This window comes from Pseudomonas sp. B21-031, from assembly GCF_024748985.1.
In the GTDB taxonomy this organism is placed as follows: domain Bacteria; phylum Pseudomonadota; class Gammaproteobacteria; order Pseudomonadales; family Pseudomonadaceae; genus Aquipseudomonas; species Aquipseudomonas kermanshahensis.
On sequence record NZ_CP087181.1, the window covers coordinates 4,080,849 to 4,097,653 of the forward strand.

The window sequence follows — 16,805 nt, forward strand, 5'->3', positions numbered from 1 at the left end:
CCTTTGCATCAACTCAAGCAGATAGCTCGACCAGCAGCTTGTTCAGGCGACGAACGTAGGCCGCCGGGTCTTTCAAGCTGTCACCGGCTGCCAGGGCCGCCTGATCGAACAGGATGTGCGACAGCTCGGCGAAGCGGTCTTCGCTCTGCTCGTTATCCAGCTTCTCGATCAGCGGGTGGGTCGGGTTGAACTCGAAGATCGGCTTAGAATCCGGCACCTTCTGCCCGCTGGCTTCGAGGATCTGACGCATCTGCAGGCCCAGGTCCTGTTCGCCGATGGCGAGGATGGCCGGCGAGTCGGTCAGGCGGTGAGAAACACGCACCTCGGCAACACTTTCACCCAGCGCGCCTTTCAGGCGCTCGACCAGGCCTTCTTTGTCTTTGGCGACTTCTTCCTGGGCTTTCTTGTCTTCCTCGGAGTCCAGCTTGCCCAAGTCCAGGTCGCCGCGGGCAACGTCGACGAAGCTCTTGCCGTCGAACTCGTTGAGGTAGCTCATCAGCCACTCATCGATACGGTCGGTCAGCAGCAGGACCTCGATGCCTTTCTTGCGGAAGACTTCCAGGTGCGGGCTGTTCTTGACCTGCGCGTAGGTCTCGCCGGTGAGGAAGTAGATCTTGTCCTGGCCTTCCTTGGCACGGGCCAGGTAGTCGGCCAGGGCGACGCTCTGCTCACCGCTGTCGTCATGGGTGGAGGCGAAGCGCAGCAGGCCTGCGATCTTCTCTTTGTTGGCGAAGTCCTCGGCCGGGCCTTCCTTCAGCACCTGGCCGAAGTTTTTCCAGAAGCCCTTGTACTGCTCAGGCTCGTTCTTCGCCAGCTTCTCCAGCATGTCCAGCACGCGCTTGGTCAACGCGGTCTTCATCGAATCGATGATCGGGTCTTTCTGCAGGATCTCGCGCGATACGTTCAGCGACAGGTCGTTGGAATCGACCACGCCCTTGATAAAGCGCAGGTACAGCGGCAGGAACGACTCGGCCTGGTCCATGATGAACACGCGCTGCACATACAGCTTCAGACCACGCGGTGCTTCACGCTGGTACAGGTCGAACGGCGCGCGGGCCGGCACGTACAGCAGCGAGTTGTATTCGAGCTTGCCTTCAACCTTGTTGTGGCTCCAGGCCAGCGGGTTTTCGAAGTCATGGCCAATATGCTTGTAGAACTCCTGGTACTCCTCGTCCTTGATCTCGGTACGCGGACGGGTCCACAAGGCACTGGCGCGGTTGACGGTTTCCCATTCCTCGGCGGGCTGTTCTTCGCCTTCGGCAGCGGCTTGCTCCTTCGGCAACTGGATCGGCAGGGCAATGTGGTCGGAGTACTTCTTGACCAGGTTGCGCAGGCGCCAGCCATCGGCGAACTCCTGCTCGTCCTTCTTCAGGTGCAGGACGATGCGGGTACCGCGCTCTGGCTTGTCGACGGTTGCGACTTCGAACTCGCCCTCGCCTTTCGACGACCAGTGCACACCCTCGGAGGCTGGCTGGCCAGCACGACGGCTGTAGACGTCGACCTTGTCGGCCACGATGAAGGCCGAATAGAAGCCCACACCGAACTGACCGATCAGGTGCGAGTCCTTCTTCTGGTCACCGGTGAGGTTTTTCATGAAGTCGGCGGTGCCGGACTTGGCGATGGTACCCAGGTGGGTGATGACGTCTTCGCGGCTCATGCCGATGCCGTTGTCGTCGAGCGTGATCGTACCGGCGTCCTTGTCGAAGCTCAGCCGAATGCGCAGATCTGCGTCGCCTTCGAGCAATTCTGGCTTGCCCAGGGCCTCGAAGCGCAGCTTGTCAGCGGCGTCGGAGGCGTTGGAAACCAGCTCACGCAGGAAGATTTCCTTGTTGGAATACAGCGAGTGAATCATGAGGTGCAGCAGCTGCTTTACCTCGGTCTGGAAGCCCAGGGTTTCCTTTTGTGTTTCCACACTCATGGTCTTCAAAACTCCGATCAGATGACAGTGGGCGCCTGGCAGCCGGTTCGGCCTGCGTTGATGGCGGATGTCATGCAGATGGGGGCTGCCCAGACGATTTCAAGGGCTTTTCCGGTTCGATCTTGAAATGCGCCCGCGCAGTGGCGATTGGCGACTGCCGATCACCCTGCCAGGCGGTGATGGCGACATTGGTCACCCGACGCCCCTGGCGCCACAACTGGCACTGGGCATACGTGTCGCGAAAATGCCCGGCGCGCAGGTAGTCGATGGAGAAGTCGATGACCTTCGGAATGCTCGCACTCTCGCTGAAGATCAGCAGGTACAGCGCTGCAGAAAGCTCCATGAAGCCTGCGATCACACCGCCGTGGATCGCAGGCAGTAAAGGGTTACCAATGTTGTCCGCACTGGCGGGCAGGCGAAACAACAGGTCCTCGCCCTCGCGCTCGCATTCGATACCGATCAACCCGGCATAGGGAATCAACGCCAGCAGTGGCCGATAGTCACCGACCGCGTGGGCCGCATTGAGCTGTTGACGGACCTCGAGCGGGATCATGCGTCACCTTCCTTGAGCCGGTTGCCAAAGCCAAGGCCGCCCTTGACCTGCGGCCCCAGGCGCATGAATGTGCCCACCACCTGGCAGATCGGCCGGTCGGGGTCGTCCTGGTAGGCGCTGCCACGGGTGAAGATCACGTCCCGGGTAACCCGATAACACTGGGCGTGGCCAAAGATGTCCTTGCCGGCTTCGGCCGCGTGCATGTAGTCGATGCGCAGGTCCAGGGTCGGGCACACCTCGAATCGTGGCAGTGCACACAGGGTGGCCATGCCGCAGGTGGTGTCCAGCAACGTGGTCAGCGCACCGCCGTGCACCGCGCCGGTTTGCGGGTTGCCGACGATCGCAGGCGACCACGGCAGGATCAACGTCATGCCGTCGGCGTCGGCATGTGTCACACGCATGTGCAACAACTGACAATGCTTCAAGGCCGACAGAAAACGTTCGGCCATGGCCATCAAGCTTGAATCGCTCATCGCAAGTTCCAGGGCCGTTGATGCAACGGCATAAAAACGTTAAAAAGTCTATATAGAACGGGGGGTTATATATCTGTAACCTTCGCGGAACTTCTTCCGCGTAGTTGCACTCGAAGGAACAAGTCACTTATTCCACCAAGGAGATACACCCCCATGCGTAAACCTTTTGCTTTTGCTCTCATGCTGGCTGCTACCATGGGCCTGGCCGCTTGCGATAAAGCGAGCGAAGATAAAGCCCAGGACGCGCAGCAACACGCTGAGCAAGCCCAGGAAAAGATGGGCGAAGCTCAGGATAAGATGAACGAAGCCGCCAAGGAAAACGCCGAAGCCGCCAAAGATCAGGCCGAAGCGCAGCAGAAGGCAGCTGAAGAAGCCGCTCCGTCGACGGAAGCAGCACCTGCTACTCCGGCCGAACCTGCCAAGCAGTAATCGGCGCGTACAAAAAAACCCGACAATGTCGGGTTTTTTTGTACCTGCAGTTTAAAGATTAAACGTTTCAGGCGCCGGAAACGGAACTTTCTTTAGCGGCGTCAATCGGCGCACTTTCCGTGGGCGTGTACACCATCACATCCAGCACATCGGAATGGAACTCGCGGCGGTACAGAATCAGCACTACCCCGACACTCATGACCATAAATAACCACGGGCTGATAAACCAGCTCAACATGGCCATGCCAAAGTAATAAGCGCGCAACCCGAAGTTGAACTGGTTGGCCGCCAGCGACAGCACCCTCGCCGCCCGTGAGGCAAATGCCTTGCGCTCCAGTTCATTGACCAGGCGCTCACCAATCATCGGCGCCGAGCCGACCAGCACGGCTGCAAAGTTGTACTGGCGCATGCACCAGCTGAAGGTGAAAAAGGCATAGACGAACACGGTTGCCAGGCACAGCAGTTTGATTTCCGACATGCCCTGAGACGCCTGCTGCACCAAGGGCAAGTCAGCCAGCAGCGACAGCGCGCGGTCCGAAGCGCCGAGCACAGTCAGAATGCCGGCAAGAATAATCAGCGTGCTGGAGGCAAAAAACGAGGCGTTGCGCTCCAGGTTGCCGATCACGCTGGCGTCAGCGATGCGGTTGTCGCGCAACAGCATGCGGCGCATCCAGTCTTCACGGTACAAGTGCAGCACGCTAGCCAGGCAGGCGGTATCGCGGCCTTTCCAGATGGCATAGCGGGTATAGCCGCCCCAGCAGGCGACAAACCAGGCGATTGCCAGCAGGTTGTTGAGATTGCTTTGAATGAAGTTCATGCAGGTTTCCCGAAAGCCAGGTGCACAAGAGTAGAGACCGCATTTCGACGCCCGCAAGCCCGGAAAGACACACCGCTGTCACAAATTGTTTTTGCCTGCCCAGCCCATCGCCGGTGCAGACAAACAAAAACCCCGCGCCCTTTCGGACGCGGGGTTTTCAGGTGGGAACCGTTGGCAAGCACCCTACGGCTTGTGGCCGGTGCCGCCCTCAGGCTTCAACCTATCAAGCCAGCGCTTCGCGCGGCTTGCCCAGCATGCGGTCGCAGACCACGGCAGCGGCCAGGGTGACCACCGACGGCACCAGCCAGGCCAGGCCTTGATCGCTCAGCGGCAGGTGTGCGGCGGCGTCCGGCAGGACATGCGCCAAGCTGCTGCCTTTGATCGCATCGACGATACCGAACACCAGCGACACCAGCATGACCGGCGCAAGAATACGCGTTGGCGAGTTCCACAGGTCCTTCACGAAGCTCAGGCCCACCACCACGATGCACGGCGGATAGATCGCCGTCAGCACCGGGATCGAGAACATGATCAGCTTGGTCAGGCCTAAGTTGGAGATCAGCAGCGAGAAGCCCGCCAGGATCACCACCAGTGCGCGGTACGACAGCGGCAGAATCTGGCTGAAGTACTCGGCGCACGCGCAGGTCAGGCCAACCGCGGTCACCAGGCACGCCAGGGCGATCAACACGGCCAGGAAGCCACTGCCCAGCGAACCGAAGGTATGCTGCACATAGGCATGCAGTACGGCTGCGCCGTTGGTAGCGTCAGCCGCGATTTCGTGGCTGCCGGCACCCAGGCGGAACAGGCTGATGTACACCAGTGCCAGGCCCACACCCGCGATCAGGCCAGCGATGATGGCATAGCGGGTGATCAGCTTCGGCGATTCGACACCGCGCGAGCGGATGGCATTGACGATGACGATACCGAAGACCAGCGCGCCCAGGGTGTCCATGGTCAGGTAACCATCGGAGAAGCCCTTGGAAAACGCCGCGGCGGCATAGGCCGGTTGCGCTTCACCAATGGTGCCGGCAGGCAGCGCGAACGCGGCGATGCCCAGCACGGCCAAGGCGATGATCTTCAGCGGTGCAAGGAAACGCCCCACGGTATCGAGCAATTTGCCCGGATACATGGACACCGCCAGCACCACGATGAAATACACCAGGCTGTAGATGAACAACGCCAACGGGCTTTCACCGGTCAACGGCGCCACACCGACTTCGAACGACACGGTCGCGGTACGCGGCGTCGCGAACAGCGGGCCGACCGACAGGTAGCACACAGCGGCCAGCAGGCCACCGAAGAACTTACCGATCGGGCTGCTCAGGGCATCCATGCCGCCACCGACCTTGGCCAGCGCGACCACGGTGATGACGGGTAGGCCCACGGCGGTCACCAGGAAGCCAAGGGCCGCCATCCACACATGCGGGCCAGACTGCAGACCGACGATAGGCGGGAAGATGATATTGCCGGCGCCTACGAAAAGCGCAAACGTCATAAAGCCAAGCGCCAGGATATCCTGGCCTTTTAGAACTTTCATTTAAGGTAGTACCACACTGCTGAAATCGGGATTCGAGAGGGGATTTCCCTATGGATGAGGGAAATGCTGCCCGGCTTGGTGAGCCAGACCCGTTTAGCGTGTCGTTCCCTTTTGGGGGACGGGCACAGAGTGAACGCGTAGATTAACTGTTTTAGCAGTTAAACGCACTGGCACAGTGCTGCTTGTCCGATGTGCGTATGTGTTTGTCGTCTGTGTGACCGGGGACGGGGGTAATTATCGCAGCAGGGCGGAAAGTGTCTGTGTGAAAATCCCTATCAAACCCATCGAAAAACCCACTGCTTGCCGCTCATCTTGTAGGAGCAGCCTTGTGCTGCGAAGAGGCCAGTGTGGGCAATAGAGATTAAGGGTGGCTGCACCGGCCTCTTCGCAGCACAAGGCTGCTCCTACAGAATCGGCTAGCTGTGGATTGCCGCACCCGTAAACGACAAAGGCCACCCGAAGGTGGCCTTTGTGCGCGTGGGGGGTGAAGCGTATTACTTCTTGGCTTCCCAGCCAGTCAGCTCGGCCAGGGCCTTGCCGATGTCGGCCAGCGAACGCACGGTTTTAACACCTGCGTCCTGCAGCGCAGCGAACTTCTCGTCCGCAGTGCCTTTGCCGCCAGAGATGATGGCGCCAGCGTGGCCCATGCGCTTGCCCGCAGGTGCGGTAACACCCGCGATGTAGGAAACGACAGGCTTGGTGACGTGGGCCTTGATGTAGGCCGCGGCTTCTTCTTCAGCCGAACCGCCGATCTCACCGATCATGACGATCGCTTCGGTCTTCGGGTCTTCCTGGAACAGCTTCAGGATGTCGATGAAGTTGGAGCCTGGGATCGGGTCACCGCCGATGCCGACGCAGGTCGACTGGCCGAAGCCGGCGTCGGTGGTTTGCTTAACGGCTTCATAGGTCAGGGTGCCGGAACGCGAAACGATACCGACCTTGCCTGGCAAGTGAATGTGACCTGGCATGATGCCGATCTTGCATTCGCCTGGAGTGATGACGCCTGGGCAGTTAGGGCCGATCAGGGTAACGCCCAGCTCGTCGCACTTGACCTTGGCATCCAGCATGTCCAGGGTAGGAATGCCTTCGGTGATGCAGACGATCAGCTTGATGCCGCCGAAGGCCGCTTCCAGGATCGAGTCTTTGCAGAACGGAGCCGGAACGTAGATGACCGAAGCGTCAGCGCCGGTCGCTTCCACAGCTTCCTTGACGGTGTTGAACACCGGCAGGCCCAGGTGGGTGGTGCCACCCTTGCCTGGGGTAACGCCGCCGACCATCTTGGTGCCGTAGGCGATGGCTTGTTCGGAGTGGAAAGTACCCTGCGAGCCGGTGAAGCCCTGGCAGATGACTTTGGTGTCTTTATTGATCAGGACGCTCATTACTTGCCCTCCGCAGCTTTGACAACTTGTTGAGCAGCGTCGGTCAGGCTGGTTGCCGCAATGATGTTCAAACCGCTTTCTGCCAGTACTTTAGCGCCCAGTTCGGCGTTGTTGCCTTCGAGGCGAACGACAACCGGAACTTTAACGCCGACTTCTTTCACTGCACCGATGATGCCTTCGGCAATCATGTCGCAGCGAACGATGCCGCCGAAGATGTTGACCAGAACGGCCGCGACATTGCTGTCGGACAGAATGATCTTGAAGGCTTCGGTAACGCGCTCTTTGGTAGCACCACCACCTACGTCGAGGAAGTTGGCTGGCTTGCCGCCGTGCAGGTTGACGATGTCCATGGTACCCATGGCCAGGCCGGCACCGTTGACCATGCAGCCGATGTTGCCTTCCAGGGCCACGTAGTTCAGCTCGAAGCTGGCAGCGTGGGCTTCACGAGGATCGTCCTGCGACGGGTCGTGGAAGGTTTTCAGCTTAGGCTGACGGTACATGGCGTTTGCGTCGATGTTGATCTTCGCATCCAGGCAGTGCAGGTCGCCGTCGGCCTTGATGACCAGCGGGTTGACTTCCAGCAGGGCCAGGTCGTGTTCTTTGAACAGTTTGGCCAGGCCTACGAAAATCTTGGCGAACTGTGCAACTTGCTTGCCTTCCAGACCCAGCTGGAATGCCAGTTCACGACCCTGGAACGGCTGAGCGCCGACCAGCGGATCGATAGTAGCCTTGATGATCTTCTCAGGAGTTTCGTGAGCGACTTTCTCGATGTCCACACCACCTTCGGTGGAGGCCATGAACACGATGCGGCGGCTCGAGCGATCGACTACAGCGCCCAGGTACAGCTCTTTGGCGATGTCAGTGCAGGATTCGACCAGGATCTTGGTCACTGGCTGACCGTTGGCGTCGGTCTGGTAGGTTACCAGGCGCTTGCCCAACCATTGCGCAGCGAACGCCTTGGCGTCTTCCTTGCTGCGAACCAGCTTGACGCCGCCCGCTTTACCGCGACCACCTGCGTGAACCTGGGCTTTAACAACCCACTCGGAACCGCCGATCTTGTCGCAAGCTTCTGCTGCAGCTTCAGGGGTATCGACAGCGAAACCCTTGGAAACTGGCAGGCCGTATTCAGCGAACAGCTGCTTACCCTGATACTCGTGAAGATTCATGCTTTTTACCGTCTTCGTTAGGTACTGCGCTTCGGCGCTGCGCCATTGCTGGCGCCGCACCACCTGTGACCGTTAACCCCGGGTTATCCCGTGTAGTCCGATCCGGCGGACTTTCCGCGGTGAGTCATGCACGCAAGACTCACGACGGGCAGCCCGCCGTGGTTTCTTATAATTAACGCTTCTTACGGTTGGCCACGTGAATGGCGCCGCCATTCACTGCCAGCGCTGCTTCATGCAACGCTTCGGACAGGGTTGGATGGCTGAAGACCATCATGCCCAGATCCTCGGCACTGGTGCCGAATTCCATTGCGATTGCGCCCTGCTGTACCAGTTCGGCAGCCGATGGGCCAATCACGTGCACACCCAGTACGCGGTCGGTCTTGGCGTCAGCGATAACCTTGACGAAACCACCGGTGTCGTTGGCTGCCATCGCACGGCCGCTGGCCGCGAACGGGAAGGTGCCTACGTTAACCTCAACACCCTCGGCCTTCAAGGACTGTTCGGTCTTGCCGACCCACGCGATCTCTGGGTGGGTGTAGATAACCGATGGGATCAGGTCGTAGTTCATCTGGGCTTTGTGGCCTTTGATGCGCTCGACAACCATGATGCCCTCTTCCGAGGCCTTGTGCGCCAGCATCATGCCACGTACCACGTCACCGATGGCGAACACGCCCGGCACGCTGGTAGCGCAGTGATCGTCGACGAAGATGTAGCCACGTTCGTCGATGGTGACGCCGCTGTCGGCAGCCAGCAGATCAGTGGTCACCGGACGACGGCCGACCGCAACGATCAGCTTGTCGAAGGTGATCTTCTGTTCGCCTTCGGCATTGGTGTAAGTCACTTCGACTTCGTTGCCGTTGACTTTCGAGCCGGTGACGCGCGCGCCCAGCTTGATGTCCAAGCCTTGCTTGGTCAGGGTCTTCTGGGCTTCTTTCGACACGGCGGTGTCGGCAGCCATCAGGAAGGTGTCCAGGGCTTCCAGGACGGTGACTTCAGCGCCCAGGCGCGCCCATACGGAGCCCAGCTCCAGGCCGATCACGCCAGCACCGATCACACCCAGACGCTTGGGAACCGATTGGAATTCCAGGGCGCCGGTGGAGTCGACGATGACGTTCTGGTCGACCGGAGCCGGCGGAATGTCGATTGGACGCGAGCCGGAGGCCAGGATCACGTTGTCGGCTTCGATGATTTCGGTGGTGCCGTCAGCCTTGGTGACTTCGACTTTCTTGCCGGCCAGCAGTTTGCCGTGGCCCTGGATCGAAGTTACGCCGTTAGCCTTGAACAGGGTGGCAACGCCACCGGTCAGGTTCTTGACGATGCCAGCCTTGCGGCCGACCATCGCGGCGACGTCCATCTTCACTTCGCCAGTGGAGATACCGTGGACGTTGAAGCTCTCTTTGGCTTCCTTGTACTTCCAGGAGCTGTCCAGCAGCGCCTTGGACGGGATGCAACCTACGTTCAGGCAGGTGCCGCCCAGGGCCAGTTTGCCCTCGGCGTCGGTGTATTTCTCGATACAGGCAGTCTTCAGACCAAGTTGGGCAGCCTTGATGGCAGCCACATAGCCGCCAGGACCTGCACCAATCACCACTACGTCGAATTTCTGGGTCATAAAAGATTCCTTATCAGCTACAAGCTACAAGCCGCGAACCGCGCGGCCCCGCCTCTTTCGAAGCCAGGGGCCGAACGGTACGCAGCCAGAGGGTTAGATGTCCAGCAGCAGGCGAGACGGATCTTCCAGCAGGTTCTTGATGGTGACCAGGAAGGTTACCGCTTCCTTGCCGTCGATCAGGCGGTGATCGTACGACAGCGCCAGGTACATCATCGGGCGGATGACCACTTGACCATTGATGGCCATCGGGCGCTGGATGATGTTGTGCATGCCGAGAATGGCAGCCTGCGGCGGGTTGACGATCGGGGTCGACATCATCGAACCGAAGGTACCACCGTTGGTGATGGTGAAGGTGCCGCCGGTCATTTCTTCGATCGACAGTTTGCCATCACGGGCCTTCTTGCCGAAGGTGGCGATGCCGTTCTCGATTTCAGCCAGGCTCATCGACTCGGCGTTACGCAGTACCGGTACTACCAGGCCACGATCGCTGGAGACGGCAACGCCGACGTCGGCGAAACCGTGGTAGACGATGTCGTTGCCGTCGATCGAGGCGTTGACAGCCGGGAAGCGCTTCAGGGCTTCGGTGGCAGCCTTGACGAAGAACGACATGAAGCCCAGGCGTACGCCGTTGTGGGTCTTCTCGAACAGGTCCTTGTACTTCGAACGCAGGGCCATGACTTCGGTCATGTCGACTTCGTTGAAGGTGGTCAGCATCGCCATGTTGGACTGGGCTTCAACCAGACGCTCGGCGATCTTGGCACGCAGACGGGTCATCGGCACGCGCTTCTCGGTGCGATCGCCAGCGGCGGTCACAACCGGGGCAGCAGCGGCAGCGGCAGGCTTGGCAGCCGGTGCAGCAGCAGGTGCAGACTTCTTGTTGGCGACTGCAGCGACAACGTCTTCCTTGGTAACGCGACCGCCTTTGCCGGTGCCGGCAACGGTAGCCAGGTCGATGCCGTTCTCTTCAGCCAGCTTGCGTGCGGCAGGCGCGGCAACCGGGTCGTCTTCGCCAGCATCGGCGGCAGCCGCAGCCGGGGCAGCAGCGGCCGGAGCAGCAGCAGGCGCGGCGGCAGCGCCACCTTCAACGATCGAACCCAGCAGCTCGTCGGACAGGACGGTATCGCCCTCGCCCTTGACGATGTCGCCCAGCACGCCATCGGCGGTGGCCAGGACTTCCAGGACGACTTTGTCAGTCTCGATGTCGACGATCAGCTCGTCACGCTTGACGGCGTCGCCCGGCTTCTTGTGCCAGGTGGCAACGGTGCCGTCGGCGACCGATTCCGGGAAGGTTGGGGCTTTGATCTCGATAGCCATTATCAGTGTTTCCTTAAATTCGGTTTCAGGTGCGCGAAGGCGTTAAACAGTGAAGGCGTCTTGCAGCAGTTTTTCCTGCTGTTCGGCGTGCTTCGAAGCGTAACCACAGGCTGGCGCGGCAGATGCGTCGCGGCCGGCGTATTCCAGGACCAGTGCCTTGTTGTGGCGGCCCAGGATACGGCGCATGTGGTGCTGGCTGCTGTACCAGGCGCCCTGGTTCATCGGCTCTTCCTGACACCAGACTGCATGCTTGAGGTTGGTGTACGGCGCCAGGATTTCGACCAGGTCGTCTTCCGGGAACGGGTACAGCTGCTCGATACGCACGATGGCGATGTCTTCGCGGCCTTCGGCACGGCGTTTTTCCAGCAGGTCGTAGTACACCTTGCCGCCACACAGCACCAGGCGCTCGACCTTGGCCGGATCTTGGGTGTCGATTTCCGGGATCACGGTCTGGAACGAGCCTTCTGCCAGGTCTTCCAAGGTCGAGACGGCCAACTTGTGGCGCAGCAGCGACTTCGGCGTCAGGACGATCAGCGGCTTGCGCAGCGGACGGATGACCTGGCGACGCAGCAGGTGGTAGATCTGAGCTGGGGTGGTCGGTACGCAGACCTGAATGTTGTGCTCGGCGCACAGCTGCAGGTAACGCTCCAGACGCGCGGAGGAGTGCTCCGGGCCCTGCCCTTCATAGCCGTGCGGCAGCAGCATGGTCAGACCGCACAGACGGCCCCACTTGTGCTCGCCGCTGGTGATGAACTGGTCGATCACCACTTGCGCGCCGTTGGCGAAGTCGCCGAACTGGGCTTCCCAGATCACCAGCGCGTTCGGCGTGGTGGTCGAGTAGCCGTATTCGAATGCCAGTACCGCTTCTTCCGACAGGAAGGAGTCGTACAGGTCGAAGCGCGGCTGGCCTGGGAACAGGTTCTGCAGCGGCACGTAGGTGCTGGCGTCCTTCTGGTTGTGCAAGACCGCGTGGCGGTGCGAGAAGGTGCCACGGCCGATGTCCTGGCCGGTCATGCGGATCGGGTGACCTTCGAACTGCAGGGTGGCGTACGCCATGGTCTCTGCATAACCCCAGTTGATCGGCAAGCCACCGGCCTGCATCTTCTGGCGATCTTCGTAGATCTTCGATACCTGACGCTGAACCACGAAACCTTCTGGCAGCTCAAGCAGCTTGGCCGACAGGTCTTGCAGGGTCTTGAGGTCGAAGCGGGTGTCGTGACGCGCAGTCCAGGCATGGCCCAGGTACGGACGCCAGTCGACGAACAGCTCGCGGTTCGGCTCCTTGACCAGGCTCTTGACCACGTGCAGGCCATTGTCCAGGGCGTTGCGGTACTCGTCGATCTTGGCCTGAGCACGCTCGGCGTCGATGCGACCGGCCTGGATCAGCGCTTCGGCATACAGCTCACGGGTGGTGCGCTGCTTGCTGATCTGCTGATACATCAGCGGCTGGGTACCGTTCGGCTCGTCGGCCTCGTTGTGGCCGCGGCGGCGGTAGCAAACCAGGTCGATAACCACGTCACGCTTGAACTGCATGCGGTAATCGATGGCCAGCTGGGTCACGAACAGCACGGCTTCCGGGTCATCACCGTTGACGTGCAGGATCGGCGCCTGAATCATCTTGGCAACGTCGGTGGCGTACTCGGTGGAACGCGAGTCCAGCGGGTTGCTGATGGTGAAACCAACCTGGTTGTTGATCACGATGTGCACGGTACCGCCGGTCTTGAAACCGCGGGTCTGCGACATCTGGAAGGTTTCCATCACCACGCCCTGGCCTGCGAACGCAGCATCGCCGTGGATTGAAATCGGCAGTACCTTGTCGCCAACGGTGTCGTTGCGGCGGTCCTGACGGGCGCGCACCGAACCCTCGACCACTGGCGAAACGATCTCCAGGTGGGACGGGTTGAACGCCATGGCCAGGTGAACTTCGCCACCGGTGGTCATCACGTTGGAGGAGAAGCCCTGGTGATATTTCACGTCACCGGAGCCCAACTCGTTCATCTTCTTGCCTTCGAACTCGTCGAACAGCTCGCGCGGGTTCTTGCCGAAGGTGTTGACCAGCACGTTCAGACGGCCACGGTGGGCCATGCCGATCACGACTTCCTTGGTACCGTAGGAGCCGGAGCGCTGGATCATCTCGTCCAGCATCGGAATCAGGCTTTCGCCGCCTTCCAGGCCGAAACGCTTGGTGCCTGGGTATTTGGTGCCCAGGTACTTCTCAAGGCCCTCACCGGCCGTGACGCGCTCGAGCAGGTGAGCCTGCACGTCAGCGGAAAATTCCGGACGGCCGCGCACGCTTTCAAGGCGCTGCTGGAACCAGCTGCGCTGCTCGGAATCGACGATGTGGGTGAACTCGGCGCCAATGGTGCGACAATATGTCTTCTGGAGCGCCTCGGAGATCTCGCGTAGGCTCGCTTCCTCTTTGCCGATGAACAGGTCGCCGGCACGGAAGGTCGTATCAAGATCGGCATTGGTCAAGCCGTAGTGATTGATCGACAGGTCTACGGGCGCAGGGCGCTGCCACAACCCCAACGGGTCGAGCTTGGCAGCCTGATGGCCGCGCATACGATAGGCCTGGATCAGTCGCAGAACTTCAACCTGCTTCTTCTCGTGTTCACTGCTCACGCTCCCGGCGGATACCGGTTGGGCGCGGCGCTGGTTCTTTGCCAGCAGTACGAAATGGTCGCGGATTGTCGAGTGCGATACATCGGTAGCGGTGCTGCCGTCGGCTGGCAACTTCTGGAAGTAAGTGCGCCACTCTTCTGGCACAGCGTTAGGGTCGTGCAGGTAAAGCTCGTAGAGCTCTTCCACATATGCAGCGTTACCACCTGAAAGGTGGGCGCTTTCCCACATGCGCTGCATCACGCTTTCTTGCATGCTTGGTCACCCTCGGTTAGGGGACGATCGGCGAGAGCCACAGCAAACCTGGAAAAGTCCGAACACAGCGACTGAACCACGCCACTTGGATCTTGCTGATTTTCCGGGTACCAGCCCGGAAAGCCCCTGCTGGTCTCATATCTTCATAGGTAATGAGCGCGGGCTTTGTGGGCCCTTGCTCGAGTTTTACCTCAGTGCGGGCTCACCACCCGCACCTCGGCTTACTGCAGGTACAACGCTTTGAATCAGGTACCGCTTTGCAGCAGCATGTTACGTACGTGACCGATTGCCTTGGTTGGGTTCAGACCCTTAGGGCAAACGTTTACGCAGTTCATGATCCCACGGCAGCGGAAGACGCTGAACGGGTCATCCAGGGACGCCAGGCGCTCCTGGGTCTTGGTATCACGGCTGTCGGCCAGGAAGCGATAGGCCTGCAGCAAGGCAGCGGGGCCCAGGAACTTGTCTGGGTTCCACCAGAACGACGGGCAAGAGGTCGAGCAGCAAGCGCACAGGATGCACTCGTACAGACCGTCCAGCTTGTCACGCTCTTCCGGCGACTGCAGACGCTCGATGGCCGGGGCCGGCGTGTCGTTCTGCAGGAACGGCTTCACCTTCTCGTACTGCTTGTAGAAGATGCTCATGTCGACGACCAGGTCACGAATGACCGGCAGGCCCGGCAGCGGGCGCAGTACCAGCTTGTTGCCCTTGACCACGCCCGACAGCGGGGTGATGCAGGCCAGGCCGTTCTTGCCGTTCATGTTCATGCCATCGGAACCGCACACGCCTTCACGGCAGGAGCGACGGTACGAGAAACCCTCGTCCTTTTCCTTGATCAGTGCCAGTACGTCCAGGACCATCAGGTCCTTGCCGCCGGTATCGACGTCGAACGACTCCATCTTGGGCGCCGAGTCGGTGTCGGGGTTGTAACGATAAACTTCGACTTTCAACATAGCAGCCACCCTTAGTAAGTCCGGATTTTAGGCTCGAAGGCCGGCACGGTCTTCGGCGCAAAGTTGACGCCGCGCTTGGCAACGCGCTTCTCACCCGGGTAGTACAGGGTGTGGCACAGCCAGTTTTCGTCGTCACGGTCTTCGAAGTCTTCACGGGCGTGAGCACCGCGCGACTCTTTACGGGCTTCGGCTGCAATGGCGGTAGCTTCGGCAACTTCCAGCAGGTTCTGCAGCTCCAGCGCTTCGATACGCGCGGTGTTGAAGGCCTGGGACTTGTCGTTGATCTTGACGTTGGCGATGCGGTCACGCAGGCCAGCCAACTGCTCGATACCCTTCTGCATGTATTCGCCAGTACGGAATACACCGAAGTAGTTCTGCATGCAGCTTTGCAGCTCGCGCTTCAGGCTTGCCACGTCTTCGCCAGTGGTGCGCTCGTTGAGCTTGTTCAGGCGGTTCAGGGCAACATCGACGTCGGTGTCGCTGGCATCGCGGTACTCGACGCCTTCGGTCAGCGCCTTTTCCAGGTGCAGGCCGGCAGCACGGCCGAACACGACCAGGTCGAGCAGCGAGTTACCGCCCAGGCGGTTGGCGCCGTGGACCGATACGCATGCCACTTCACCTACGGCGAACAGACCCGGAATGATGTGGTCCTTGCCTTCGGCGTCCATGGTGATGGCCTGGCCATGAATGTTGGTGGCAACACCACCCATCATGTAGTGGCAGGTCGGCACGACCGGCACCGGCGCGACCACTGGGTCGACGTGGGCGAAGGTCTTGGACAGTTCGCAGATACCTGGCAGGCGGCTGTGCAGCACTTCCTCGCCCAGGTGGTCCAGCTTCAGCAATACGTGGTCCTTGTTCGGGCCCACGCCGTTGCCGGCGATGATTTCTTTGACCATGGAACGGGCAACGACGTCGCGGCCGGCCAGGTCTTTCGCGTTCGGCGCGTAACGCTCCATGAAGCGCTCGCCGTGGGCGTTGATCAGGTAGCCACCCTCACCGCGGCAACCCTCGGTGACCAGTACACCGGCGCCGGCGATGCCGGTTGGGTGGAACTGCCACATTTCGATGTCCTGCACCGGTACACCGGCACGCAGGGCCATGCCGACACCGTCACCGGTGTTGATCAGGGCGTTGGTGGTGGAGGCGTAGATACGGCCCGCACCGCCAGTAGCCAGAACGGTGGCCTTGGACTTGATGTACAGGGTTTCGCCGGTTTCGATGCAGATGGCGATCACACCAACGAACGCACCGTCCTGGTTCTTCACCAGGTCAACGGCGTAGTACTCGTTGAGGAAGGTGGTGCCGGCTTTCAGGTTGCCCTGGTACAGGGTGTGCAGCAGCGCGTGACCGGTACGGTCGGAAGCGGCGCAGGTACGGGCAGCCTGGCCACCCTTGCCGAAGTCCTTGGACTGGCCACCGAACGGACGCTGGTAGATACGGCCGGTTTCGGTACGCGAGAACGGCAGGCCCATGTGGTCCAGCTCGAAGACCGCAGCCGGGCCTTCCTGACACATGTATTCGATAGCGTCCTGGTCACCGATGTAGTCGGAACCTTTGACGGTATCGTACATGTGCCAGCGCCAGTCATCGTTCGGGTCGGCCGATGCGATGGCGCAGGTGATGCCGCCCTGGGCGGATACAGTGTGCGAACGGGTCGGGAAGACCTTGGTCACTACGGCAGTCTTGTGACCACCTTGAGCCAGCTGCAGCGCTGCGCGCATGCCGGCGCCGCCGCCACCAATAATGATGGCGTCGAAGGAAATAGTTGGAATGCTAGCCATGG

At 60.5% G+C, this 16,805-nt stretch carries 13 protein-coding genes; 1 reads left to right on the top strand and 12 read right to left on the bottom strand.

The features are described 5' to 3' along the window. Positions 1–13: 13 nt before the first annotated feature. The 3 genes from htpG to LOY53_RS18175 all read right to left on the bottom strand — a co-directional run bounded on the left by htpG (position 14) and on the right by LOY53_RS18175 (position 2,944). Positions 14–1,918: a molecular chaperone HtpG gene (htpG, locus tag LOY53_RS18165; RefSeq protein ID WP_252825189.1), complete on the bottom strand. Its 1,905-nt coding sequence runs from the start codon at positions 1,916–1,918 to the stop codon at positions 14–16. 70 nt (positions 1,919–1,988) lie between these two features. Further along, positions 1,989–2,471 carry a PaaI family thioesterase gene (locus LOY53_RS18170; RefSeq protein WP_238215980.1) on the bottom strand — a complete coding sequence of 161 codons (483 nt, stop codon included), beginning with the start codon at positions 2,469–2,471 and terminating at the stop codon, positions 1,989–1,991. Continuing rightward, on the bottom strand, positions 2,468–2,944 hold the full coding sequence (locus LOY53_RS18175) for a PaaI family thioesterase (protein WP_252825190.1): 477 nt from the start codon (positions 2,942–2,944) through the stop codon (positions 2,468–2,470). The genes LOY53_RS18170 and LOY53_RS18175 overlap by 4 nt, the downstream gene beginning before the upstream one ends. 153 nt (positions 2,945–3,097) lie before the next feature. Between LOY53_RS18175 and LOY53_RS18180 the strand changes: the two genes are divergently transcribed. After that, on the top strand, positions 3,098–3,373 hold the full coding sequence (locus tag LOY53_RS18180) for a hypothetical protein (protein WP_027592869.1): 276 nt from the start codon (positions 3,098–3,100) through the stop codon (positions 3,371–3,373). A 67-nt stretch (positions 3,374–3,440) separates the two neighbouring features. On the opposite strand, the gene LOY53_RS18185 is transcribed toward LOY53_RS18180, so the two are convergent. The 9 genes from LOY53_RS18185 to sdhA form a co-directional block, all read right to left on the bottom strand. Further along, the gene (locus LOY53_RS18185) at positions 3,441–4,190 is read right to left on the bottom strand and encodes a DUF599 domain-containing protein (protein WP_099454833.1); all 750 of its coding nucleotides are present in this window, start codon (positions 4,188–4,190) and stop codon (positions 3,441–3,443) included. A 223-nt stretch (positions 4,191–4,413) separates the two neighbouring features. Then, entirely contained in the window at positions 4,414–5,727 is a 1,314-nt protein-coding gene (gene brnQ, locus LOY53_RS18190) for a branched-chain amino acid transport system II carrier protein (protein WP_027592871.1), read from the bottom strand. A gap of 494 nt (positions 5,728–6,221) precedes the next feature. After that, the gene (gene sucD, locus LOY53_RS18195; protein ID WP_003254203.1) at positions 6,222–7,106 is read right to left on the bottom strand and encodes a succinate--CoA ligase subunit alpha; all 885 of its coding nucleotides are present in this window, start codon (positions 7,104–7,106) and stop codon (positions 6,222–6,224) included. Then, a complete protein-coding gene (sucC, locus tag LOY53_RS18200) occupies positions 7,106–8,272 on the bottom strand; it encodes an ADP-forming succinate--CoA ligase subunit beta (RefSeq protein WP_008091914.1) in 1,167 nt (388 codons plus the stop codon). The genes sucD and sucC overlap by 1 nt, the downstream gene beginning before the upstream one ends. Before the next feature lie 172 nt (positions 8,273–8,444). Then, positions 8,445–9,881 (bottom strand): dihydrolipoyl dehydrogenase, encoded by a 1,437-nt coding sequence (gene lpdA / locus LOY53_RS18205; RefSeq protein ID WP_099454834.1) that lies wholly within the window; start codon positions 9,879–9,881, stop codon positions 8,445–8,447. Between the two features lie 93 nt (positions 9,882–9,974). Further along, the gene (gene odhB, locus LOY53_RS18210) at positions 9,975–11,195 is read right to left on the bottom strand and encodes a 2-oxoglutarate dehydrogenase complex dihydrolipoyllysine-residue succinyltransferase (RefSeq protein ID WP_027592873.1); all 1,221 of its coding nucleotides are present in this window, start codon (positions 11,193–11,195) and stop codon (positions 9,975–9,977) included. Between the two features lie 42 nt (positions 11,196–11,237). Then, positions 11,238–14,069, bottom strand: coding sequence for a 2-oxoglutarate dehydrogenase E1 component (locus LOY53_RS18215; protein WP_027592874.1), 2,832 nt, complete (start codon positions 14,067–14,069; stop codon positions 11,238–11,240). A gap of 245 nt (positions 14,070–14,314) precedes the next feature. Continuing rightward, positions 14,315–15,019, bottom strand: a complete 705-nt coding sequence (locus tag LOY53_RS18220; protein WP_008091906.1) for a succinate dehydrogenase iron-sulfur subunit — start codon at positions 15,017–15,019, stop codon at positions 14,315–14,317. An 11-nt stretch (positions 15,020–15,030) separates the two neighbouring features. Next, positions 15,031–16,803 carry a succinate dehydrogenase flavoprotein subunit gene (gene sdhA, locus LOY53_RS18225; RefSeq protein WP_027592875.1) on the bottom strand — a complete coding sequence of 591 codons (1,773 nt, stop codon included), beginning with the start codon at positions 16,801–16,803 and terminating at the stop codon, positions 15,031–15,033. Positions 16,804–16,805: the final 2 nt, after the last annotated feature.